Genomic DNA, 25,279 nt, shown 5'->3' with positions numbered 1-25,279 from the left:
CCAATTGATCAAACCTTTTATCTTTGTTAAGTGTATTTCATGGCGGCTCTAAAATCTAATTTGAGAGATCAGATTCCTTAAATTTTTCAATTTTTCAATCTTAAAATCTTCCAATTCAGCGTTCCAACTTCTCCAACCTTTCCAATAATGGCGGATGTGAATAATTCACAAACACATACCAAGGATGAGGATTGATGTTGCTCAGTGTCTTGACAGAGAGTGTCTTCAAGGCTTCGGCCAGTGGCTCCCCGGCAAACGTCAGCTTTGCAAATTCATCAGCCTCAAATTCATTTTTCCGACTCAGCCAATTCATCCCAATTCCCAAAATCATTGAAATCGGTGTGAAGAGCATCGTAAACCCAATAATATTCAATTCCGCCGACCATGCCTGACCTCCAAGCGCAATACTCATGTTTTCTGAAAAAATAAATTGGGCAAGCAAAAAAAGCATCAGTCCCACCTGAAGTATCGCAGTGACCATGCTCCAAATGATGTGCTTTTTCTTGTAATGTCCTACCTCATGCGCCATTACAGCCACTAGTTCATCCGGTGGATGTTGATCCAGAAGCGTATCATAAAGCACTACTTTTTTCCGCTTCCCAAACCCTGAAAAAAAAGCATTGGCCTTGGAGGATCGCTTGCTTCCATCGATTACAAAAATGTTGTCCAATGGAAAATCTACCGATTTGGCATACTGAAGGATTTTGTCCTTCAGCTCTCCATCTTCGAGTGGCGTAAGTTTATTGAAAAGCGGGAGGATCCACGCGGTATAAAACAAATTGACCAAAATCATGAAAACTGCCGCGATAATCCAGAACTGCCACCAGAAATTTTCTCCCATCTGATGAATCAGCCAAAGGAAAATCAGCAACAATCCTCCTCCCACAAGAATCGAAAGCAAATAGGCTTTTAATTTATCTGAGAAGAAGGTGCTGACGGTGGTTTTGTTGAAGCCGAATTTCTCTTCGATTACGAATGTATTATAGTAATCAAAAGGCAGGCTGAGAATATCCGATCCTATAAAAATCACTCCAAAGAACACCAGGGACTTAACCAATGGAGCGAATCCAAATCCTGCAACCCAAGTATCAATTGTTCCGAACCAACCTAGAGCGATAAATAAAAAAGTCAGGACAAAAGAAAAAACGCCCGCTAAGAATTGGAAGCTAAAATTTTCTATTTGATAAGCTTTTGATTCTTGGAGTTTTGCGGGATTCAGGTATTCCGAAAGCGTACCTGGAATCTTGGGGATTGGATTCTTTACATTTAAATAGGCAAGTATTTTTTTTGCCAAAAATCCAAACACTAAAACCCCGACTAGCAGGTACTTCAAATTTTCGGGATTCATGAGGATTAGAATTTAGGACAAGGTAAAATAGTGTCCCGTCGGAGGGGCTTACCTTGATAGCTGTTAGGTAATGTCCAGGACAAACTCAATTCATGAGCTCCACCAGACTGAATTCCCAACTGAGAAACGGTGTAATCAAAACTGTAGCCGATATTCAGTCCGCTGAGCAAATTCACACCAACCATCATCACGATGGCATCCCGATTACTTTGATTTTCTACAGGCTTGTATGGCAAACCTCTATACCAAAGCCCAAAAACAAGCGGCTCTACATAAAAATATGCACCTATATCCAATTGCTCAAATGGTCCCTGCCGCTTGTAATTGATTGTAGGAGTAAAGTAACGTTGCCTCCTCAAGTGCGTGAAATCACTCCGCATACTTCCTTCACCCAGCGGTATCCGATAACCTGCGTGAAAGGAAAACTTTGCCGGTAAAGGGCTAATGCCATCGATAAAGGATTGGTTGGGCTCATTTACATGGTGAGCTGCAGCCCCGATCCAAAGATTTTCCGTGAATAGAAGTCCTCCAAAAGAAAGCGAGAGCATCCCCACCGGATCCCCCAGACCAGGAATGTCCGTCCCGGGAAATGTGGGTCCAAATGGATCAGCTGGATTAATCTGATTGGCAAAAACTAAATTTTCATAAAAGCCGATTTCTCTGCGAATGTAACTCGCTTGAAATCCCGGACGGAAATAAACATTATCGGCGATTTTCAATTCATAAGAATAAATAGCTGAAATCGTAGTCGATCGAAGCTTAGCCGCCCCTTCCGTATCCTGCATCAGATGAATGCCGATTCCACTGTTATAGTCAGGAAGATAGGTGTCGTAGTAGGCGGAAAATGTGGTGAATTGCGCATCGATGGAAGGCCATTGGTTTCGGTAGTTAAAACCGACCCGACCTGTTAACTCACCGCCGGCCATTGCAGGATTCAAATAAAGCGGTGCCGCATAATACTGGCTATATTGCGGATCCTGAGCAAATGATTTCACGGACAGGCCAAGCCCACATCCGATGAAAAAAACAATACTTAACAGAGACCGTAACAAGGATTTGTTCGTTTATTTGAATATTCAGTTAGCTTCTAAACGGTACAACCCTTTGGGTGTTTTAGTAAGCAGTTCGAAAAATATGAAAAGAAGCCCTATTTCCATAAGGTTCATTTTAATTTTTACAAGCATCATTTCCCTGAGCATTTTCGGAAATAGTAGTTTCGTCTATTCCCAAGGCTTCAATGATAATGAGTGGATTTTTGGAAATTGCGGCAGTGGCACCCCCAACAGCTATTTATCCTTCGGAAAAGGAGGAATAGCAAACGTTCAAACACTACCGGGTGCGGTAATTATCGGTGAAAAAAATAATGCCATCGCCATTGATCCGATCACGGGTCAGCCGCTTTTCTACACAAATGGCGAGTTAGTCTATGATTTCAGTGCAAGACCAATTCAGGGAGTTGGCTCAGGCCTTAACGGAAATATTGACGGCAGACAAAAAGTAGCCACAGGGATTTTAGAATATGATCCCGAGGTAAATAAACTTTTTTATATTTTCTACATTTCTCCCGGAGGTCAGCTGCAATATTCAGTAGTAGATATGAATGCCCCAGGTCAGGCCACCGGAAATGAACGACCATTAGGGGAAGTCACAGTGAAAGATCAGGTTATCGGCCCTGCATCCGGTGCACTTTTGGTAGTGAAAACGCCATCTTCTCCCTCCTATCTGATCAGTTTTTCGGGTGGAAATTTGATTTCCAGAAGAATAGAGAATACGCAGGGAAGTTTTACCCAAACAGACACGGAAGCCATCCCATTTACTCCAAAGGCTATCATTTTTGATGAAGAAAACAGTAGACTCATTGTCATTCCTGAAAATCCTGGAGATGATATTTTGGTTATCCCATTTAACACCGGCAACGGGAATTTCGGTACTCCTGAGCCTATTACAGGATCAGGTGGCACAGGTGATATCGGAGGTGCGGACTTTTCACCGGATGGTTCATTTATTTATTTCTCCCGTGGGAATCAGCTATTCAGGGTACCCTCTAATAACCTCTCTGCAACGCCCGAAGAAATTCCTCTTACAGCTGGGCTGAATCAGGTCTATGATGTCAAAACGGGGCCGGATGGTCAGTTATATTACATTTATGAAGAGGTTCCCGGTGGACCTCAGCTGATCGGGAGGGTCACCAATCCGGATGAGGCCGATCAGGCATCGCTTGTAATCGAAGAAGATCCATTTGCCGGAACCGACTTCTGCGGGACGATTTTCCCAATATTTGCTCCGAATGCGGATATAGTTCCCACACTTGATTTCACCTGGAGTCCCGAAGCCCCCTGCTCCAATAACCCAGTCCAACTGACCAGTGTAATTACCCCTGAAAATTATCAGCCGATCTCTTTTAATTGGGAATTTACTCCCCCATTGACTGATTCGGATGGAACTCCACTTCCTGCAGATTTCAACCAGGAGCATTTTCTGATACCGCAGGATGTGGCTCAGGGCACCAGTATCTCGGTGACGCTCACCGTGGAATTTGCCGATGGGACAAGACTAAGTGTTCCCAAGACAATCCCACTTACCGAAAACAACCTAGAGGCGGACTTCACGCCTGCAGACACCACCATTTGCTTAAGCTGCATTGATCTTGAGCCTTTACTTCAGGCACAGGCAGCAAATGCAGGAGGAGAAGCCCCACCCCCGGGAGGGACTAATTATGAGTACTTCTGGTCCAATAAGAGAGACCGTGGGTGGATAGGAAAAGAGGCAAATCAAGTTTGTCTACCGGGTTTGTATTGGGCATTGGTCAGAGAACCAGGTTCTGAGTGCTACGCATATGCTGAGATCCGGGTGAAAATCTGGGATCTCCCTGACCAATCCAACAATATATGGTATTTTGGAGATGGGGCAGGCTTGGACTTCAATCCTGATCCGAATGATCCGAATGCGCCTACCCCCAGACCAATAGCACAACGGCATCCGCAGAATATTCCCGCAGGGACCACAACCATCTCAGACCAAGCCGGTCAGGTTTTATTCTTTACTGACGGCAATTCCGTTTGGGACCTGAATGGAAATCTAATGGAAAATGGAGCTGACATTGGCGGAAACAATTCGTCCAGCCAATCCGTCATCGCTGTTGCAGTACCGCAGCAACAGACGCTTTATTACCTATTTACTACCCAAGCCACCGCTGGTGGTACTAATACGGTAAGTTTTTCACTGGTCGACATTAAAGCTGAAAATCAAACCGGCGTTGGGAATGTGGTGACCAAAAACAATTTCCTCTTCAGTCCATCTACAGAGCATTCAGCCGCATTTTCGGGAGGGGATACCACTTGGGTGATGTTTCATGAATTGGGAAACAACACATTTAGGGCATACCCGGTTTCCAGCCAAGGCATCGGACAGCCGGTACTCAGTTCCGTAGGAAGTAATCATGGATTCAACTCCGGAGTGGGCGCGATGAAATTCAGCCCTGATGGGACAAAACTTGCCGTGACTATTTCTGAGGGTGGCTGTAACAAAGTCGAAATTTTTGAATTTGACCAGCAAACAGGAAGGCTATCAGAATATGCAAGGATTGATTTGGGATGCAGTGGGAATGTATACGGATTGGAATTTTCACAAGACTCGGATCGGGTGCTGGTTTCCTACAGAAACGGAGGCCCGGGAATCGAAGAGTTCATCATTAAACCAGTCGAGAACAATACTCCCAATGCTGCTACCTGCCCATCTTGCTTTGACTCTGCCACCACCCGAGCCCAACGGGAATCCTGCATTCTTTCCACTAGAAAACAAGTTGGAGGTACGCCAGGCTTAAACCTGGGAGCCTTGCAAATTGCCTCTGACGGCCAAATCTATGTCGCAGTCGTTGGAGACAATCGTATCGGACAGGTGCAGGTCGGTACAGGCTGTATCGCTTCCAGTACATTCAATCAAAATGCCGTTCTGCCAATGCCTGGCCCGGCGAATCTTGGACTTCCTTCGTTTGTGCAAAACAGCGGAAGTTCGATTCCTGAACCTGCTTTGGCTTTTCCACCAAGACTTTGTCTGGATCCTGTGGATGGCGCTAGTGCAATACTCGAAGGCGGTGGAGAACCTGACATTGATTCTTATTTCTGGACCATTACGCATGAAGACGGAACTGTAATCCGAAATAATTTCGGGGGACCCGGAGAAGAATTTCAGACACTTGATCAACTCTTTACCGCTCCGGGAATCTATACTATTGCGCTAAGAGTGGATCGTTGTGGGGATCCCACTTATTTTGAGGCTGAAGGGGAAATCGAAGTAGTAGCTCCTCCTGCCTTAACCTTGGCGGATGATATTACCCTGTGTGCCGGAGATCCGGTCACACTCACAGCAATAGATGGCTATGATCCTGCTGGGGGCTTGTATGATTTTCAATGGGCCAATGCTGCTGGAACAGTTTTCGGAGATGAAAATTCAAATTCGATTACAGTGGATGAAGAAAGCATCTATACCGTACGGGTGAGTTATCGATTACCAGCCGGACTTTCACCCGATGAAGCTGCTCTATTCGAGACTTGCCCTTCCATTGCGGAAGTTTTTGTTGGGCCCGCTTTTCAATTTGAATTGACACAAACTGCGACTGAGGTTTGTTTTGAAGAGACCACCGTGGTATTTGCTCCCGATACTCCTATTACCGGAGATTGGTTCTATGAATTGAATCAAGATGGAAATCGAGTGAGTTTGGGTGAATTTTTCGAACTCGAGCTTTTCATCAATACCCTGCCTAGTCCCGGCCAATATGATATTTTCTTCGTAACCGAAGATCCGATTTTGCCTGGGTGTACGATTGAAAAGAAATTGGATCTTTTGGTGAATGAGTTACCACTCTTTGTCGCCGTCCAGACCACACCTGCTACTGATTGCGCTACAGCGGATGGATCTTTTGAAATTACCATGCAATCCAATGCTTCTGAGCTGAGGATACCTGACCTCAATCTGACCTTCTCCAATGTATCAGCAGGAGACGTAATTCCCGTCACTAGTCTTCTGCCTGGATTATATGCTATTGAGGCGGAAAATAGCACAGGTTGTTTTTACGTTGCCTCTGTTACAGTTCAAAACTTAAATCCTCCTGCCGCACTTGAATTCTCTGTGACCAAGACTGATGAAACTTGTAATGCCACAGGAATAGAGCCGGGAATTATTACTATTTCATTCAACAACGGAACAGCACAAGTCGGAGAATTCCGCATAGTGAGGCAAGGAGATGGTCAACTATTCACTGGTCCACTTCCCGGTCAGGCCAGTTTTGGTGTTCTGGTTCCTTACGGAGATTATTTGGTCGAGGTCCTAGATCAATTTGGGTGTTCTATTCCAGATGATCAGATTTATACTATTGCTCAGAAATTAGAAGTTGTGTTCTCAGTGCCAACTAATGTGATCGCATGTGAAAGCTTTATTTTCGCTCCGGTAGGGCCAAATCCATTAACCTACACCGCAAGGAATTCCGCCGGGACTGCTATTCTTCCTGATAATCAAGGGAATTTCACCTTTACTCAATCAGGCCTATACACCATTCGCGGTGAAGATCCGGCCGGATTTGATTGTCCGCGTGAAATTGAAATGAATGTCACTGTCACTAGACCCATTGATTTTCAACTCGGAGGACCTGTTATAGACTGCCAAACTGGCATCCGATATGAGGCAATTTTGAACAATGCAATTCCATCTGATGTGATTTTCATCTGGAGGGATGACCTAGGTGTAATTGTGGGAAGAAGGCAGACTTTCACTCCATCCAGAGCGGGTGATTACACCCTGGAAGTCCAACCCTTATCTGGCGGATTATGTCCCGTCAATAAGATTCCCTTTACGGCGGTAGTTTTGGATCCAAGGATAGATGTAAGTTTGGACATCGTTCCGTTCTGCATAGGTCAAACGAGGACAACAATCACTGTTGATGCAGATTTGACCCATGTCACAGCCATTGAATGGTTTTTTGTGGTAGGCGGTACAAAAACAAGAATTCCCGCATTTGATGGCAGTCCCATTATTGATGTGGATCAAGAGGGAATCTATGAAGTATTATTGAGAAATGCCGCCGGCTGTGAACTGGGCAGAGCGAGTGATGCTGTGATCAAATCAACCATTATTCCGCCTGTAATGCCACAAGGAGAAATCATCATCTGTGCTATTGAAGGAGTAACCACAAGCATTGCCCCAGGCATCTATGACAATTACAGTTGGATTTTGAATGGCGAGGAAGTTTCACAGGATGCAATATTCACCCCTACGCTGCCTGGCAATTACGAACTTCGGGTTTCAGACAACCTGGGCTGCGAATATGTAGCGACTTTCGTTGTGACGGAAGATTGTCGACTTAGAATCTCCTATCCAAATGGAGTAGTGTTAAATGATCCCAATCGGGGATTTATTCTCTATGCCAATGAATTCATTGATGAGGTTGAGGTTTTTATTTTCAACCGATGGGGCGAATTGATTTTCTATTGTGAGCATCAAAACGTGGAACCTCGTCAACCTTTCTGTCCTTGGGACGGAATTGTCAATGGAAAATTTGTCCCCAATGGAACATATGCAGTAGTGGTGCGGTTTACCTCAAACGCGCAAAACATTACCCAATCCGAAACTAAAGCCATTACGATTATTCAATAACCATGTTGATTCTGATTTCCCCTGCCAAAACATTAGATTATTCCACTCCGAATTTCAAAGAATACAGCCACCCGGATTTCGCTTCAGATATAAAATCCTTGGTCAGCGTAATGAAAAAAAAGTCCGCAGCTGAAATCGCGCAACTGATGCACGTCAGTGAGAATTTGGCAGAATTGAATGAGGAGCGTTATAAGAGGTTTCAAAACGAATTTAATCCCGAAAATTCCAAGCAGGCACTTCTGGCTTTTAAAGGGGATGTTTACACCAAAATCGATGTGGATAGCTATACTTATGCAGATTTTGATTTTGCACAGCAGCATCTAAGAATACTATCCGGGCTATACGGACTTTTGAAGCCGCTGGATTTGATTCAGCCCTATCGTCTGGAGATGGGTACACGACTGGAAACAAAAAAAGGAAAAAACCTTTACGAATATTGGGGAACAAAAATTGCAAAAAGAATCGCTGAAGCATCAGCGGGTAAACCCATCGTCAACCTTGCTTCTCAGGAATATTTCAAAGCGGTAGATTTTAAAGTTTTAAAATCCCCTGTTATCACTATCCATTTCAAGGAATTTAAAAATGAAGGCTATCAGACCATTGGTTTTTTTGCAAAACAAGCAAGAGGAATGATGACTAACTTTGCGATAAAAAATAAGATCACTGACCCGGAAGCTCTGAAAGTTTTCAATGTCGAAGGATATGAATTTTCAGAGGGATTAAGTGATAACTTGGATTGGATTTTCATTAGATAAACTACAAAAAACTTATTATAAGCCGTGAAATCACATTTCGGCTATTTTTTTGCAGGGTGCAAATAGTGTACCTTAGGAGATTGAAAATAAGCCCCTTGTCAATTTAAAAATTAATCTTGATTTCCAAATTTCTAAAATTCTCTCTAATCACCGGTTGTTTAATATTGGTGTTTTTGTTTGCCGACGGAGCCAAAGAGTTTCTTGAGGAGAGAATGTTGATGTCTTCGAAATCGCCTTTAGAATTATACAGTACGGGAATAATTGGGCCAGACAGACTTTGTATCCAGTTCGGGAGTGTTATTGGTGAGTTTTCGGGAGGCGGAAACGCTTTGACTGATGTATATGATTGGAAAATTTTTGACACATCGGGAAAAGAAATTTTTAACAAACAGCCTGGAGGATTTCAAACTATATTTTTCACATTTAAGGACCCGGGAAATTACCGAGTCGAATTGATTGTAAGTAGAGCCGCAATTCCTTTTCCAAAACAGATCAAGGAAATAACTGTCCAACCCTCACCGGAAGTAATTCTTAACTCAAGCTACCAGCAATGCGTCACTGATCCACTGGAAATCAGAGCAATAAATCCCTCCGACCCTTCGGTATCACTTTTTAAGTTTGAGTGGAAAAACGGATCCGGTACGGTCGTGGGAAATAATAACCTATTAAACGTAACTGCACCCGGGACATACACTGTTAGTTTTTTTATCCCCTCAGGAGGTGGGCTTCAGGATTGTTTGCGATCGCTGAGTACCACCATAACAAGCTCTCCTGTATTTGAAATAAAAGCCCCCAGCGATATCATTTGCCCCAATCAGTCGTTGACTTTCTTGACCGAACCAACCATTTCCGGAAATTGGTACATCCAAAAACAGGGAGAGTCCACCCGGAACTTCCTCAGCACCGGCAGTTCGGTGATTGTATCACCTTCAGTACTACCCTCCTTGGGAAATTATGAGGTCATTTTTGAAATGATTAATCCGGATGTCTCGGGCTGTACTATTGAAAAGTCAAAGTCCCTGACCTATTTCCCCTTACCGGATTTTGAAATCCTCGACCCTATTGAATCCAGTGGATGCAACATTGCAGATGGCGGGATCAGAATCAGGGCACTGACACCAATCGATAATATTTTTGTAGAAGAGACTGAATATTCTTCTGGACCTATTGCCACAGGTCAAACTTTCGTGATTCCAAACATGGAGTCCGGAGCTTATAATTTAATTTCTTCATTAGGCAATTGCACAAATTCCTATGCGGCCGCGGTTCCAATAGGTACGGTTCCTCCGGAATTAAAATATGAGCTAATTGATATCATAGGAGAATCCTGTTCAGATGTAGGAAAAAATTTAGGTGGATTTACCATTCAGCTTCCGGGGCCTGTGGACGGACATTACCGCGTCCTCAATGAAAAAGGAGGAGTTGCCACTTCAGGAAGTTTTTTAGGCCAGAGCAAAATTCCAGTTTCCATCGCAGGGGGTATTTTTGTTTTTGAACTGCTTGATTTAGACAGCTGTACTGTTCCCAAAAAAGAATTAATTGAAATTCCGGGCAAAGGCCAGGTTCAATTTACCGTTGCTGAGGATTTGGCGATATGTCAATCTTTTGGATTAATTCCTGAAACCGATGAAAATTTAGAATTCACGCTTTTTTCACCGGACGGTAGAGAAGAGACAAAAAAGGCAGGCGAATCTCTTCTGGTGGATCAGGCAGGTCTGCACAAGATTGTTGGAAGACCTTCAACACCGAGTGATCTATGTCCGACATTGATTGAGTTTAATGTCACCCTGGTAGATCCGGTTGAATTTGAACCTGTACTTATTCAGGAGGATTGTTTTGGAAACCGAACTTTTGAAGCAGAATTATTCGGGCGAAATCCAAATGATCTTATATTCAAATGGTTCAATGAAAAAGATGAACTTGTCAGTGAAGGAGTTCAATTGGTTCCCGTTTCCACCGGATTATTTAAGTTGGATGTCCAGCCAAAAAACAGTGAGGCATGTCCAATCCCACCAAAGGAGTTCCTGATCAAAGCACCAGTCCTGGAAGTGGATGTAAGCCTTCTTTCAACCAAACTTTGCGAATTGCGACCCTCATCGATCATCACACTTACAACTACATTTCAGGATGAAGTAACTGATATCATTTGGAGGAAATTTGATGATGCCGGTAATATCATCCCATTACCACAGTTTACAAACAAAACTGAAATAACTGTAGACATAGAAGGTATTTATGAAGCCACTGTTTACAGTATAATTCCATCAATCGGGAAGGATTGTGAATTGGGCAGAAATTCCATTGAAGTAGACGTGACCCCGGAGCGGGTGACTTTTGAAATTCCTGATGCTATTTCTATCTGTGAAAGCTATAATTTTTCTCCGGTAACTAATGAAAGTCTCAATTTCACTGTGACTTACCCCAGTGGAGAAATGGTAACGAAAGCCTCAACTCAAACTTTCCTTTTAAACCAACAGGGCACCTATACTTTCTTTGGCTTTGATCCAAGTGCAAACTCTCTCCTCTGTCCTGACGAACAGACAATGGTGGTCACTGTAAATCGGAAAATTGAATTTGCGCCTGTTTTGATCAGCGAATCGTGTGAAGGGATAAAAACTTATCAGGCAGTTCTGACAGGGGCAAATCCTGCAGATGCTGAATTTTCTTGGATGGATGATCAAGGAAATGAAATTGGTAACGAAGAATTCTTGATTCTAGACAGTTTTGGGAATTTCGCTCTCGACGTTCAACCTTCAGGAAGTATTCCATGTGATCAGGACAAATTTAAATTTGAAGTAGCGCAACCTATATTGAATATTGACATTGACCTGCAAGCAGAGACTTTGTGCCCGGATTCAAGTTCAGCGGCACTTACGGCGTTAGCTGATTTCGACAGAATCAAAAGACTGGAATGGTGGTTTACAAATGCATCCGGTGTAGAATTTCAACTGACAAATCAGACTGACAAGCCGGAAATACTTGCAATTGAGGAGGGAACTTACGAAGCAAGAGCCTTCAACGCATTTGATTGCCTGATAGGCCTTGACAGAGTATTGATTATGAGAAGTACGGACGAAATCAGACCCGAAGTAGAAGAAATGTATACGGTTTGTCCCCGGTATGAAATAGCCGAAACAATTAATCCCGGCCGGTTTGCAAGCTATGAATGGTACCATGAAGGGCAATTGGTTTCGAAAGCTCCAACCTATAAACCGTTGCTGATCGGGAATTTTGAGCTAATCGTAATGAGCGCAGAAGGTTGTGCTTACCAGACCACATTTATTACAGAAGAAGAATGTGAATTACGGGTGATGCATCCCACTGCGATCCAAATTGGAAATCCTGATAAACAGTTTCTCATTTACACGAATTACCTAATCGACGAGTTGGAGGTTTATATTTTTAATAAATGGGGAGAAATTATCTTTCAATGCGCCAATACGAATCTCATTTCCGAAGTTTCTACCTGCGATTGGGACGGAACTTTTAATGGAAAGGCTATTCCAAATGGTTCTTACACCATCCGGGTAAATTTCCGGAATAATGAAAAAAACATACAAAAACACTATATGGGATCAATCTTGGTCATTGAATGACAGTTAAAAACTACTCATTTGACCAAAGTAAATTTCCTGCCTAATAGAAAGACCGGCGATATAACCAATTTCTTATAGCATCATTCCGGATTTTCTGTGTGAGATCAAGCCCTTTGCACCAAAATTTCCAAAAAGAGGAATTTCACTTTTTGAAGAACTCAATTTCCCCTTCTCCATTAACAAAGATGACTTCCATTCAAGGAATAATTTTTACCACGGGAAAGCTAAATCCCTTTTTTTTTCTATTTTGAATCGTTTTAATTGAATGTTTAACTCAACCCAAAAACCAAAGCACTCTTCCATGACTCAAACCATCAATCGTGGCGCCCTATTCAACGCAAGCTGTCTGGCGCTCATCACCACCGCCTTTTCATTTTCCATTCGTGCGGGAATCCTTCCACAATTGGGAGATTCATTCGGCCTAACTGCCGAGCAGCTAGGTTTTATCAACTCCATGTGGTTTCTCGGATTCCCTATTTCCATGATTCTTGGAGGGCTATTCTACCATATTGTTGGGCCTGCCAATATTATGAGAATCGCTTTTGTGACTCATACCCTCGGTATTTTGATGACCATTTTTGCGGATGGTTATACGACGCTTCTGATTTCAACACTGTTTATCGGATTTGGTAATGGCTGTACCGAAGCTGCATGTAACCCGCTTATCGCCGATATGTACTCCGGCACCACGCTTAATAAGATGTTGAACAGGTTTCACATGTGGTTCCCGGGCGGAATTGTATTAGGCAGCTTGGTCTCCAAGTTTATGACAGACGGAGGATTTGCTTGGCAATCCCAAGTTTGGGTGATGATGATTCCTACAGTGGCCTATGCCATTCTTTTCTTTGGAAAAGCTTTCCCAAAGCCAAAGGTCGAAGGAGTTACGTCTGTAAGTTCCAACTTCAAAGCAATGCTCAGTCCAGTATTTATTTTCCTCTTCATTTGCATGGCACTGACGGCGATTTCTGAATTCGGACCACAACAGTGGGTAGGATTGATCATGGGATCCAGCGGTGCTAGCCCAATGTTGATTTTAGCACTTACTACCGGAGTGATGGCAGTAGGCAGATTCTTTGCAGGTCCGGTTGTAAAAGCGCTTGGTCAAACTGGTGTATTGCTTGGCGGGGCTATCTTTGCCTCGATTGGCATCTTCTTATTTAGCACTGTCACAGGCCCTATGGCCTATGTTGCTGCGGTGATTTTTGCAATTGGGGTGTGTTACTTCTGGCCAGTAATGGTGGGAGCAGTTGCCCAACGTGTACCACTTTCCGGAGCATTGGGAATGTCTATCATAGGGGGTATAGGAATGTTCTCTACCGCGATCTTCCAGCCAATTATTGGAGGTTGGATTGATGCATCAAGAGCATCTCAAAGTGCCGCTGGATTGGCAGGCGACGCGCTTGAATTAGCTGCCGGACAGGAAACCTTGCAGAAAATGCTCTTATTCCCGGGAATCCTGATCGTATTATTTATCATCTTCTTTATTTGGCAAAAGGGCTCCAAAGCAGCCGTAGCGGCCGCTCATTAATTTGACTCAAAAGCAGCCTACGGGCTGCTTTTTTTTTGCTACTTCCATGAAAAAAACTATTTTCCTTTTTTATCGCACTCTTGACAACTTGGGTAATCCAAGCTCAAGAAATTAAGGGACCTATTCTGGTTCATCGAGCAAATCGATATCTCATGACTTCAGATGGATCCCCATTTTTTTGGATGGCTGATACGGCTTGGGAATTGTTTCATCGACTTGACCAGACAGAAGCAGTCTATTATCCGGATACCCGAAAAGAACAAGGCTTTAATTGGAACGTTTTTGCGGGAGCAGCAGGTCAGACATACGGTTGTCATGCCGTCTGGCAGCTGTATGATTTGGATAAAAGCCCAATCAATGCACCACTAAAGCCATGGAAATTATCACTGGATTTGGAGGTCGCCAATCAGGTAAAGCACATAAAAAAATTAATGCTTAGCCGACCCAATTTTGATCGACGTCCGGACCAGAGTTTAATTGCTTCAACGCAATTGGATGATGAATTTTACATTACAGCTATCAGAGGGAATGATGGCTGCTTTGCCTTTATTTATTTCCCAAATGGGAAAAGCATCCAACTTAATCTCACACTAATGACCGGAGAGTATTTTAAAAGCACATGGTTTGATCCTCGAACCGGAGTCGAAATCAAATCGGGAAAAAATCTAATGAAAGGAAGTAATGTTTTGGTTTCCCCTCCCAGTGAGGGAAGAGGGAACGACTGGGTACTTATCCTCGACGCGATAGATTAATTCCCGCAGGAATAGGTCAGGTATTCATCCGCAGGAATAGACCAAAGCTTGCCATCCTCGTCCCGATAAGTGATTGTGCCAGTAGCCTTGAGAATCTCTATAGCTTCCTGAGTAGTAATCGTCCCCCCCTTAACAAGTTGGATGGTGCAGGGCCCTTCAATCCGCTTCACATCGACCAATTCCTCACAAGCTGCAAAAAGAATAAAAGCAAAAAAGAAATAGAGTTTTCGCATGATCTGTAAACTAGCTTCAAAAATAGCCTAAAAAAGGGTTAGGAAAAATTCAATTCACCCAATAAAAAAGCCCAGCTTTTAGCAAGCTGAGCTCTTGTGACCTCGTCAGGATTCAAACCTGAAACCTCCTGAGCCGTAATCAGGTGCTCTATTCAATTGAGCTACGAAGCCGTTACGGTCTGCAAAGGTACCTTTATTTATTTTTTAAGCAAATTCTCTACTCGAAGAAAATATACTCAAGCTCCATATATCTCACTTTACCTTAAGAATAATTAAGACCGTCAAGAGGGTAAATCCTTTGGGATTTTATATTTTTGCCCACATTCACTGATAAGAAACCTCTTTTGATGAAAAAAATATTTACACTGTCGCTCGCTTTCTTTTTATTTCAATTTGTACAGGCACAGGAATCCGAGACAAAAGCAAAATCCCCAATTGGGGGTCGTCCAAATATCCCGAATGACTTGAATATAGAGTTTGGCTTTAACCTATTGACTAATAGACCGGCAGACATCGAAACAAATTTTATTGGATCGAGGACTTTCAACGTTTCTTACCAATTCCCTATCAATATCTTAGGTGATAAATCAGGCTTCACGCTCAATCCGGGTTTCGGTATTGGTACTGATAAGTACCAATTTGCAAATGATCAAAACCTGTTCATCAATCCCACACTAGGGGCTGAGTCTTCCAGACTTTTAGGTGTCACCGAGGTCTATGGTAAGACTATCAGCATCAACAAAAATAATTTGGCTGTAAATTATTTGGAAATTCCTTTGGAATTGAGATACCATATCAATAAAAACAACTACAGTAAAAGCTTCAGATTTAGTATTGGAGGAAAAGTAGGTTATCTCTATAATGCCCACACTAAAATCAGCTATGAATCCGATGCCATGGGTACGCGTAAGATTAAAGATTCGCAAAATTTCGGATTGGAGAAAATACGCTATGCAGTGTCTATCAAGGCAGGATCACCGGGTTTTTATGTTTGGGGCAACTTTTACCTCAACGACGTTTGGCAAGCCGGTAGAGGGCCTTTTGCTACGGAGGCCAGCCAAATTAACTTCGGGTTGGCCGTCTCAGTTTTCTAAACTACCCGCAACAGAAATTAAACCCGGATTGTATTCGGGTTTTTTTATGTCCAAATCCAATTAAACCCTAGCCAACAGACAATAAAACCTGTGGCCAATCCAATATAAACTTCCAGAGGTCGGTGGGCCTGCAACAACAGACGAGATGTGGCCACTACTCCACAAAGGACTAATGCCCCTAAAAGCGGGTAAAGAACTTCAAAATTTGGAAATTTATTTCCTAAAACTAATACCACCGCAAGAAGCCCGCCGGTACCTGTCATGTGGGCTGACATTTTCCAAAAAAAACTAATCCCCGTCAGAATCACGACCGAAGTGCAGATCACCGCCATTCCAAGCCAAAGCACCGGATCTAGGTCTGTCTTTTGGTATAAAAACCAAGTGGTCAGCAGAAAATATGCTGTGGTAATCAAAAATGGAATCCTACGATCTTTGACCTCCGGCATGTGAAGACTTTTGACTGTCCCACTTAGCCTCAAGCCGATGATGCTGATCATCGGAATAACCAAGGTTGAGAGTATGATTAAAAAGAAAATTCTTTCCTTAAATTCCTCGGGAATACTGGTGGCCTCCGGTACTGCAAAAAGAATCATCCCATAAACTAATGTTGGCATCAACAGCGGTTGAAAAACCACTGAAATCACTAAGGCAATCAATCTCACAATAGCTCTTTTCTTAGCCTTGCTACAGGAATCTGAAGCTGTTCGCGGTATTTTGCTACCGTACGTCTAGCTATATTATATCCCAACTTATTTAGCATTTTTACAAGTTTATCATCAGAAAGCGGTCTCTTTTTATCCTCGGCATCGACCATGGTCTGTAATACTGACTTCACCTCACGGTTGCTCACATCCTCACCGCTGTCGGTAGCGATACCTTCAGAGAAAAAGTACTTCAGCGGATAGACTCCAAACTCAGTCTGAATTGCCTTGCTGTTTGCCACCCTAGAAACGGTTGAAATATCCATCCCAATTCGTTCGGCAATATCCTTTAAGATCATTGGACGGAGATTTGTTTCGTCTCCATCGATAAAAAATTCTTTTTGATAGTTCAGTATAGCTTCCATAGTTCTCAGAAGCGTATTTTGCCTTTGCTTGATCGCATCAATAAACCATTTGGCGGAATCCAGCTTTTGCTTCACAAACGTGACCGTTTCTTTCAGCTTTTTATCCTTTTTGTCACTTTTATCATAGGCATCAAACATCTCAGAATAGGATCTCGAGATACGAAGCTCAGGTGCGTTCCGGGAATTTAGACTGATTTCCATTTTTCCACCGATGTTGGACAGGATAAAATCGGGTATAATATACTGTGTGCGAATTAGTCCATCCGATGTACCACCCGGTTTCGGATTAAGTTTGGTGATCAGATTGATCGAATCTTTGATTTGATCCTCATCAAGATCGAGGCGCTTCTGAATCTTGGAATAATGTTTTTTGGTAAACTCCTCAAAACAATCCTGAAGTATAAGCAAAGCATTCATAACAATGGGATCATCGGGATGCTCTTTTCGCTCCAACTGAATGATCAAACATTCCTGAAGATTTCTGGCGGCAATACCGGCCGGATCAAAGTTTTGAATTTTCCGGAGGATCTCCTCCATTTCATCGATATCGGTTTCAATATTCTGACTGAAAGCCAAGTCGTTGATGATCGCTTCGAGATCGCGTCTGATGTAGCCGTCATTCTCAATACTTCCAATTAATTGCTGGCCGATGATCTTCTGCCGCTCATCAAGTTTTAGAAAATTGAGCTGTGTGATCAACTGCTCATGCAAAGAAGCTTGAGATGAAATGGGTATTTCCCGGTCATCGTCGTCAGCATTATAGTTGCCATCTCCCTGCATTTTGTACCCACTATATTCATCGTCGAGGTAATCATCAAGATTTAATTCATGATCATCCCGTCCGGTGTCATCGTCAAAGGAGTCTTCAAAGTCATCCTCCTGCGTTTGCTCCGGCTCTTCATCCTTTCCCTCTTCGAGCGCAGGATTGATTTCCAATTCCTCTTCTATTCTCGTATCCAGTTCAGCTGTAGGCACTTGAAGCAGCTTAATGAACTGAATTTGCTGGGGTGATAGCTTCTGAGAAAGAGATTGATTAAGATTAAGCTTTTGCATTTAGTTCAATTGAAACCTTCTAGTTGGGTTTAAAAAAAGCTTTTCTATCTGAAAAAGCTTCACAATCAAATTTAGGAAAAAGAGCCAAATTTTTGATAAAAAGGTGATTTAATCGTTTTTTTGCATTCCACTAAAAAATGGCCGGAAAAGAACTTTTTCCGATAAAAAAAATCTCCAATGGCATTTAACAAACGGGTCAAAATCAAGACCATCCTCGATCAAAATCCAATCGGGAAAGAAGTCACGATCATGGGTTGGGTTCGCACCAAAAGAAGCAATAAAAATGTTTCTTTCATCGCGCTCAATGATGGTTCCATCATTACCAACTATCAGGTAGTGGCCGATCCTAATCTGATTTCTGAGGAAGTCCTTAAAAAATGCACCACAGGTGCCTGTCTTAAAATCACAGGAACGGTAGTGGAATCCCAAGGGGCGGGTCAAACTTCCGAACTTAATGCTAAAGTGATTGAAGTACTGGGTGAAGCTGATCCGGAAAAGTATCCTTTACAGCCCAAAAAGCACTCCCTTGAGTTTCTGAGAGAAATAGCACATTTGAGAATGAGGACCAACACCTTTGGCGCCGTATTCAGAGTCAGGCATGCGCTTGCTTTTGCTGTGCACAAGTATTTCAACGATAAAGGATTCTTTTATATCCACACCCCAATCATCACGGCATCGGATGCTGAAGGTGCGGGAGAGACTTTTAAAGTGACCACCCTGGAGATTGGCAATCCTCCGAGAACTGAGGATGGAAAGATTGACTTCAAAAAGGATTTCTTCGAAAGAGAAGCAAATCTCACCGTCTCCGGTCAATTGGAAGGCGAATTGGCAGCAATGGCCCTGTCTGAGATTTATACCTTCGGTCCTACTTTCCGGGCCGAAAACTCCAACACTACCCGTCATTTGGCGGAATTCTGGATGATCGAGCCTGAAATGGCTTTCTATGACGCAGAAGACAATGCGGATCTGGCAGAGGATTTCCTGAAGTATCTCATCCAATATGCCCTGGAAAACTGTCAGGAAGATCTTAAGTTTTTGGAATCCAGACTTCTGGAAGAAGAAAGCTCCAAACCAACCGATCAGCGAAGCGAACTGAATTTATTGGATAAACTCAAATTCGTGGTGGATAATGAATTCGTAAGAATCACCTATACGGAGGCCATAGATATCCTGCGAAATTCTAATCCAAACAAGAAAAAGAAATTTCAATACCTCATTGAAAGTTGGGGGGCAGATCTTCAGTCTGAGCACGAGCGGTATCTGGTAGAAAAACACTTCAAAAAACCGGTCATCCTCACTGACTATCCCAAGGAAATCAAGTCTTTCTACATGCGTCAAAATGAAGACGGCAAGACAGTGGCGGCCATGGATATCCTTTTCCCTGGCATCGGAGAAATTATAGGTGGATCCCAGCGAGAGGAAAGACTGGATGTGCTTACCGCCAGAATGGATGAAATGAATATTCCAAAGGAAGAAATGTGGTGGTTCCTTGACACCCGCAGATTTGGATCTACACCGCATGCAGGCTTCGGCTTGGGCTTTGAGAGAATGGTGCAGTTTGTCACCGGCATGGGAAATATCCGGGATGTTATCGCTTTCCCAAGGACACCGGGAAACGCAGAGTTTTAAAAGAGAATTAAATCCCGATGAAAGTCGGGATTTTTTTTAACTCACCACCTTCACCCGTCTCGCCAAAGGAATGCACAGGACACTGAAGAAGATAGCCAGATAGCCGACGATATGGAAGTTGGTTAATTGGCCTGATTCATTTTCCCCGATAATCAAACCTGCCGCCAATGTCGCCAGTCCTGCAGCCATTTGCTGAACGGCTGAATTGAAGCTAAGGAAACTTCCCCGATTTTCAGGCTTGGCAGTACCTGTAATGATTGCCGCAGCAGGTACATAGCGCCCGTTGGAAGTCACAAAAAACATCGTCGTGATCATCAAAACAAACGGGATCGGAGTGACACCCAAATGGGTAATGATTCCAATTGGGATCAAATTGAGCAACATGAAAATCGTGAAGATTTTCAGCTTCCCGTGTTTATCTGACAACTTCCCGACCCATGGAGATGTGAAAATAGTGAAAGCTCCCCCTGCCATATAGATATAGGTCAGCTCCAATTCTGAAAATCCCACATTGGCAACATTGTATGGGCTCAGAAACGGAATGATCATAAACTGTCCGAACATCATCATGATTGAGAGCGAGATTGCCCGCATCTGATTGCCGTTGCCGGTCACCCGGGAGATCACCTGCAAAGGATGCGGACGCTTGATCTCCTTACCCAAATGCTCCCGTATTGGCGGAATGAATTTGTAAATCATACCAAAACTCATCACCGACAGGCCTGTAAGAATAAAAAATGGTGTGTGCCAGCTTGAGAGACTTGCAAGAAACAAACCCATAGGAACTCCCATGACCGAGGCCACGGAAAATGCTGCCATTACCAAACCCATCGCACGACCCCGTCTTTCGTCAGGAATCACATCGCCTATGATCGCCAAAATCAAGGCAGAAGTAAGCCCTCCAAATACACCTGAAAGCACTCTTGCTACTAAAAGCACCGCATAAGTCGGGGAAAGTGCACATCCCAATGTGGCGATAGTGAATCCCACATAGACCCAAATCAGTATCTTTTTTCGATCAAATCGATCCAGGAAAAAAGCTCCAAAAAAGCTGGAAATTCCTGCACTGAAGGTATAGGAGGAAACCAGGAGACTGAACTCACCGGGTCCGATATCGAAGATTCTCATTAGCTGCGGTCCCAGCGGCATGAGAATCATAAAATCTACAATATGAATGAAATTGATGGCGGCGAGCGTCCAAAGAATCGCTTTTTCTTTTTGCATGACAAAAATCTGTGGTTTGAAAACCTTGAAGTGAAAAATTAAGTTTGCTGCATTCTGAATTATTTCAGGAAATATCCAATCGAACGAAGGTCTCGGGAATTGCATCGATTATATCAGAGGCAATAGTCCCTCTCCGCTTCCCCTTTCCGGCGATTTCTCCTGCCAACCCATGCTGATACACCCCGCAAATCATAGCAGCCTCAGGACTGTATCCCTGCCCGAGAAAGGAAGTAATCATCCCGGTCAGTACATCACCCGAACCTGCAGTTGCCATATAGGATGTACCCGAACTATTGAAAATCTGTCTTCCATCAGCCAGACAGATTACTGAGTTGGCACCTTTGATCACCAGGTTCAATTTCCACTTTTTACAAAAGTCGGATGCTTTTCCAAGCCGTTCTTTATGGTTATTCGTCTTTCCCAAAATCCGTTCAAATTCCTTCAGATGCGGAGTCAGTATACTCCCTTTGGGGATTTGCGAAAGCAATTCTGGATGCTCTCCCAGCAAGGTGATCGCATCAGCATCCAGGACCATAGGATTACTATACCCTTCAAAAAGGGACTTCAGCAATTCAGCTTTTTTTTCAAACCCTATTCCGGGACCGATACCAATTGCATCAAAACCTGTTAAATCCTTGGGGAGATCAAAAAGGCACATGACTTCTGGTACCGAAATTTGGATGATATGTCGCTCGGATTCAGGAATTAAAGCGTTCACCAACCCCGAGCCTGTTCGGAGGGCGGACTTGGCAGAAAGGATTGCCGCACCCATTTTTCCAACGCTCCCCGCGGTTATCAAAACTTTCCCGAAATCTCCTTTGTGTGAGAACCGACTGTACTTTCGGTGAAACCCAGAAATATCCTTTTTACGGAGAAAGAAATACGGGCTTTCAAATGGCAAATATTCCTCTTCCCATATCCCAATATCTACTAAAGCCAAGTCGCCTGTATAGTGTCCATGCTCAGGGAATAGCAGGGAAAGTTTGGGAAAAGCAAAAGTAACGGTGTAATCTGCCTTGACACAGACTCCTTCCAACATATCGTCTGAGGGTAATCCACTGGGAATATCAACAGAAATTACCTTTCCCTGAAATGAATTAATGCTGCTGATGATCTCCTGAGCCTCCGTTCGCAACGCTCCCTGAAACCCCACTCCTATAAAGCAATCAATCAAAATCCCCCCGTTCGCAAAATCAAATTCCTGCCAAGACTTTAGCCTGATTTCCTCCGGAAGAAGTTTGAAATTGATGGATGCATCCGGACTCAGTCGTGTAGCATCTCCAAAACATTTATAAACTTGAATATGGAATCCGGATTGATACAGTAATCTCGCAATAGCAAATCCGTCGCCACCATTGTTTCCGGCACCACAAAACACATAGATCGGACTGTTTTTATCAAAATTTTTACTTTTCCACCAATCTATAAAACCGGCGGCAGCGCACTCCATAAGGTTTAAGCTGGAAATCCTTTTCAATTTCACATGAGCGGCATCGAGTGCCTTGACCTGATTACCTGAAAGGATTTTTAGCATCATCGGATAACTTGGGGCGTAAATGACTTTTTAGGAATACTTACAAGTAAAAGAAAGCCCAATCCTACCAAAAAGAAGAATCCCAAAGAAACAGCGCTATTTCTCATACTACCGGTCAACTGCTCAATAGCGCCGTAAGTGAAGGTGCCGATGACAATGGCGAGCTTTTCAGTCACATCATAAAAACTGAAAAAAGAGGCATGCTCGGTGGTTTCCTCTGGAATTAACTTAGAGAAAGTAGAGCGCGATAGCGATTGAATTCCACCCATCACCATTCCCACCACAAAGGCCAAAGCATAAAATTCATATACTGAATACACGTAATAGGCTGCCCCACAGATCCCGATCCAAATAAAGACCATGATCATCAAACTAATTTTATTGCCGAAGATTTTGGAAATGAATGCAAAGAGATAACTTCCTCCAATCGCCACAAACTGAATAATGAGAACAGTAAGGATCAATTGATCTCCCGGCAATCCCAATTCCTTATCCCCAAAAGAAGCGGCCAGATACATAACGGTCTGTACCCCCATGGAATAAAAAAAGAAGGACGCCAGAAATCGCTTCATGACAGGTATTTTTCTGACCTGAGCAAACACCTTACTTATTTCTTCATATCCTTTAAGGAGGAATTTACTTTCAATTTTCTTTTTGTAGGGATTTTTAGGGAGTATCCGAAAAGGAATCTGGGAAAATCCTGCCCACCAAATACCGGTAATCAAAAACGAAAACCGAGCTGCAAAACTTCCTTCAGGCACCCCAAACCATTCTGGAAATTGAATCATCAAGAGGTTAAAAACTAACAAAATCACGCTCCCAATATATCCCAAAGCAAAGCCTCGGGCACTTAGAAAATCGTATTCGTGCTCTTCCGCTATTTCAGGAAGGTACGCATTGTAAAATACTATACTTCCGGCATAGCCTATACTTGCCAAAACACTGCACATAATCCCAAACTCTAAATTATCTCCCTCAAAGAAGAATAATCCAATACAAGAAATTGAACCCAAATAGGCAAAGAATTTCATGAAGGACAGCTTTTTCCCCGAAGCATCAGCTATCCCTGAAAGTAAGGGAGATAAAATGGCGATGATCAAAAAGGAAAATGAAATAGAATAAGAGTACAAAACAGTGTTGACCACTTCCCAACCAAAAAAATTGACCCGATCGGAGCCATCAATTCCCCTAGTTACACTGTTGTAATAAACAGGGAAAATCGTTGAGGTAATAACCAAACTATAAACAGAATTGGCCAAATCGTACATAGCCCATGCACCTTGAACCTTATTTTTGTTGGAGAGCGTTAGTTTCATTTTTTTCAAACAAAAAAGCCATTCGCTTAGCGAATGGCTTTAAACATAAAGGTTGAAAACTTAATTTGGAACTTTGCCTGTTGAGGCATATAAAACCCTTCGGGCATCCGCATTTCTTAATTCGGTTTGAACATCAGAAATAGGGCCCATTTTCACTTCTTTATCAATTTTCATGGAAATGGTAATCAATCCACGATCTGATTCAGGAAGCATGTCACGCTCTTGGTTGACCCATTGAACAATTTCAGGCGGACTAATCAAAACATCATTAGCCTGAATTCTAGGCTCAGATCCATACAATCCCGTATTTTTCGGCTTCCCGATAAAGAGATAGGAAATCAAAGTTTTCTTTTGAAGCTTCTGAAGTTGGGTAGCCTGAGGGATCTTCTGTTCAACCAAAAGATCCTGCTCTCTGAGTACAGTAGTCACCATGAAGAAGAACAGAAGCATGAAGATAATATCCGGCAACGCTGAGGTTGGAATATTGGTAGTTGTATTAGTCTTTTTCTTAAACTTTGACATATCAATTCCCTCCTATTTTATTTGGTTCTGCAATTGAAATTGCCATAGGAATTCCCTCTTTGCCGCGATCTTGGAGAAGTTTTGAAGCTTCATCATTACCGGTCAAGGCTCTATATTCATCTGCGCCAAGACCCACGCGCTCACCATAAACTTCGAAATATGCCTTTTTTGCAAGGTCAAAAACCTCCAAATAAAGTTCATAACTGGTACCACGGTCGGTTTTTATGGAAACAACCGCTTCTTTCGGGTGATCGGAGGACTCAGGTCTACGTTGCGCCTGAGCCTGAAGAGACGCAGGTAACGAATTAAATAACACTAAAGCTTCTTCGTCAGGTGCTCCAAAGTTTAGGATAAAGTCTTTGATTTCACTATCCAGCCCTTCAGGTGATCTTCTGTATTCCCCTTCAACGAGTAGGTCGTCATTCGCATTTATCAGAATATTGAAGATATTTCGCTCATTCTTCTTAATATCCGGAGGAGGAATGTTTGGATCAAGCTTTGGAGGCAGGATGTTCAAAATCCCCTTGTCCGAAGCGATCGTGGTGGTGACGAGGAAGAAGATCAACAGCAGAAATGCGATGTCAGCCATCGAGCCTGCGTTAACCTCAGTAACCTCTCTGCTTTTCTTTCTTGCCATTTTATTAGTTGATAGCTTTGTTGAATTCTGTGACAACGATGCCGACAAGGGCAACAATGGTCAACACATAAGTCGTGATCATGAGACCACCGACCATTTGAGACATGGCAGGTGTCAAATTGAAGGGATCACTTTCAAATTTTGGTAATACTTCGTTGCCGGATATGCTATAGCTGACAAAGAAAAGAACCAAGATGGCTACAATACCAAGGCCTGTTTTCAGGAGGCTTTTCGGATCATCTAGCGATTTGAAAAGAGGCATCAGAATGGAAACTACAGCTCCAATTCCAACCAGTGCATAGCTCACATAGAGCATGATATCATAAGTATCCATAGTATCGATT

Annotated in this window: 18 protein-coding genes and 1 tRNA gene; 7 read left to right on the top strand and 12 right to left on the bottom strand. The window is 43.0% G+C overall.

The features are described 5' to 3' along the window. Positions 1–115: 115 nt before the first annotated feature. Both BLQ81_RS14095 and BLQ81_RS14090 read right to left on the bottom strand, forming a co-directional pair. The gene (locus BLQ81_RS14095) at positions 116–1,348 is read right to left on the bottom strand and encodes a M48 family metallopeptidase (RefSeq protein WP_092731091.1); all 1,233 of its coding nucleotides are present in this window, start codon (positions 1,346–1,348) and stop codon (positions 116–118) included. A gap of 5 nt (positions 1,349–1,353) precedes the next feature. After that, a complete protein-coding gene (locus BLQ81_RS14090) occupies positions 1,354–2,400 on the bottom strand; it encodes a PorP/SprF family type IX secretion system membrane protein (protein WP_092731089.1) in 1,047 nt (348 codons plus the stop codon). Between the two features lie 82 nt (positions 2,401–2,482). Here BLQ81_RS14090 and BLQ81_RS14085 point away from each other — a divergent pair, with 82 nt between their 5' ends. From BLQ81_RS14085 to BLQ81_RS14065, 5 genes are all read left to right on the top strand, one after another. After that, entirely contained in the window at positions 2,483–7,996 is a 5,514-nt protein-coding gene (locus tag BLQ81_RS14085; protein WP_092731117.1) for a T9SS type B sorting domain-containing protein, read from the top strand. A gap of 2 nt (positions 7,997–7,998) precedes the next feature. Further along, positions 7,999–8,751 carry a peroxide stress protein YaaA gene (yaaA, locus tag BLQ81_RS14080; RefSeq protein WP_092731087.1) on the top strand — a complete coding sequence of 251 codons (753 nt, stop codon included), beginning with the start codon at positions 7,999–8,001 and terminating at the stop codon, positions 8,749–8,751. Positions 8,752–9,203: 452 nt separating this feature from the next. Continuing rightward, entirely contained in the window at positions 9,204–12,347 is a 3,144-nt protein-coding gene (locus tag BLQ81_RS14075) for a T9SS type B sorting domain-containing protein (RefSeq protein WP_175454237.1), read from the top strand. Between the two features lie 301 nt (positions 12,348–12,648). Then, complete coding sequence (locus tag BLQ81_RS14070; RefSeq protein WP_092731115.1) at positions 12,649–13,875, top strand: MFS transporter; 1,227 nt, start codon at positions 12,649–12,651, stop codon at positions 13,873–13,875. 80 nt (positions 13,876–13,955) lie between these two features. Then, positions 13,956–14,627, top strand: a complete 672-nt coding sequence (locus BLQ81_RS14065) for an apiosidase-like domain-containing protein (protein ID WP_092731083.1) — start codon at positions 13,956–13,958, stop codon at positions 14,625–14,627. Here BLQ81_RS14065 and BLQ81_RS14060 read toward each other — a convergent pair. Both BLQ81_RS14060 and BLQ81_RS14055 read right to left on the bottom strand, forming a co-directional pair. Next, on the bottom strand, positions 14,624–14,860 hold the full coding sequence (locus BLQ81_RS14060) for a YgdI/YgdR family lipoprotein (RefSeq protein WP_092731081.1): 237 nt from the start codon (positions 14,858–14,860) through the stop codon (positions 14,624–14,626). The two genes, BLQ81_RS14065 and BLQ81_RS14060, sit on opposite strands and share 4 nt — an antisense overlap. Before the next feature lie 97 nt (positions 14,861–14,957). Then, positions 14,958–15,031: transfer RNA gene (locus tag BLQ81_RS14055), tRNA-Arg, on the bottom strand. Positions 15,032–15,207: 176 nt separating this feature from the next. On the opposite strand from BLQ81_RS14055, the gene BLQ81_RS14050 reads away from it, so the two are divergent. Continuing rightward, positions 15,208–15,954, top strand: coding sequence for an outer membrane beta-barrel protein (locus BLQ81_RS14050; protein WP_092731079.1), 747 nt, complete (start codon positions 15,208–15,210; stop codon positions 15,952–15,954). Between the two features lie 44 nt (positions 15,955–15,998). Here BLQ81_RS14050 and BLQ81_RS14045 read toward each other — a convergent pair whose 3' ends face one another. Together BLQ81_RS14045 and rpoN are read right to left on the bottom strand one after the other, a co-directional pair. Then, positions 15,999–16,568 carry a phosphatase PAP2 family protein gene (locus BLQ81_RS14045; RefSeq protein WP_245693269.1) on the bottom strand — a complete coding sequence of 190 codons (570 nt, stop codon included), beginning with the start codon at positions 16,566–16,568 and terminating at the stop codon, positions 15,999–16,001. 44 nt (positions 16,569–16,612) lie between these two features. Then, positions 16,613–18,073 (bottom strand): RNA polymerase factor sigma-54, encoded by a 1,461-nt coding sequence (rpoN, locus tag BLQ81_RS14040; protein ID WP_092731075.1) that lies wholly within the window; start codon positions 18,071–18,073, stop codon positions 16,613–16,615. Between the two features lie 177 nt (positions 18,074–18,250). Between rpoN and asnS the strand changes: the two genes are divergently transcribed. Beyond that, complete coding sequence (gene asnS / locus BLQ81_RS14035) at positions 18,251–19,702, top strand: asparagine--tRNA ligase (RefSeq protein ID WP_092731073.1); 1,452 nt, start codon at positions 18,251–18,253, stop codon at positions 19,700–19,702. A gap of 36 nt (positions 19,703–19,738) precedes the next feature. On the opposite strand, the gene BLQ81_RS14030 is transcribed toward asnS, so the two are convergent. The 6 genes from BLQ81_RS14030 to BLQ81_RS14005 form a co-directional block, all read right to left on the bottom strand. Continuing rightward, positions 19,739–20,926 carry an MFS transporter gene (locus BLQ81_RS14030; protein ID WP_092731113.1) on the bottom strand — a complete coding sequence of 396 codons (1,188 nt, stop codon included), beginning with the start codon at positions 20,924–20,926 and terminating at the stop codon, positions 19,739–19,741. A 64-nt stretch (positions 20,927–20,990) separates the two neighbouring features. Then, positions 20,991–22,460, bottom strand: a complete 1,470-nt coding sequence (locus BLQ81_RS14025; protein WP_092731071.1) for an NAD(P)H-hydrate dehydratase — start codon at positions 22,458–22,460, stop codon at positions 20,991–20,993. Beyond that, complete coding sequence (locus BLQ81_RS14020; RefSeq protein WP_092731069.1) at positions 22,460–23,776, bottom strand: MFS transporter; 1,317 nt, start codon at positions 23,774–23,776, stop codon at positions 22,460–22,462. Before BLQ81_RS14020 ends, BLQ81_RS14025 begins: the two co-directional genes overlap by 1 nt. Positions 23,777–23,836: 60 nt before the next feature. Next, entirely contained in the window at positions 23,837–24,298 is a 462-nt protein-coding gene (locus tag BLQ81_RS14015; protein ID WP_092731067.1) for an ExbD/TolR family protein, read from the bottom strand. Between the two features lies 1 nt (position 24,299). Beyond that, a complete protein-coding gene (locus tag BLQ81_RS14010; protein WP_092731065.1) occupies positions 24,300–24,935 on the bottom strand; it encodes an ExbD/TolR family protein in 636 nt (211 codons plus the stop codon). A gap of 4 nt (positions 24,936–24,939) precedes the next feature. Continuing rightward, positions 24,940–25,269, bottom strand: coding sequence for a hypothetical protein (locus BLQ81_RS14005; protein ID WP_092731063.1), 330 nt, complete (start codon positions 25,267–25,269; stop codon positions 24,940–24,942). Positions 25,270–25,279 lie beyond the last annotated feature (10 nt).

Source organism: Algoriphagus alkaliphilus (assembly GCF_900103735.1).
In the GTDB taxonomy this organism is placed as follows: domain Bacteria; phylum Bacteroidota; class Bacteroidia; order Cytophagales; family Cyclobacteriaceae; genus Algoriphagus; species Algoriphagus alkaliphilus.
This window is presented reverse-complemented; position numbering and strand designations above follow the sequence as displayed.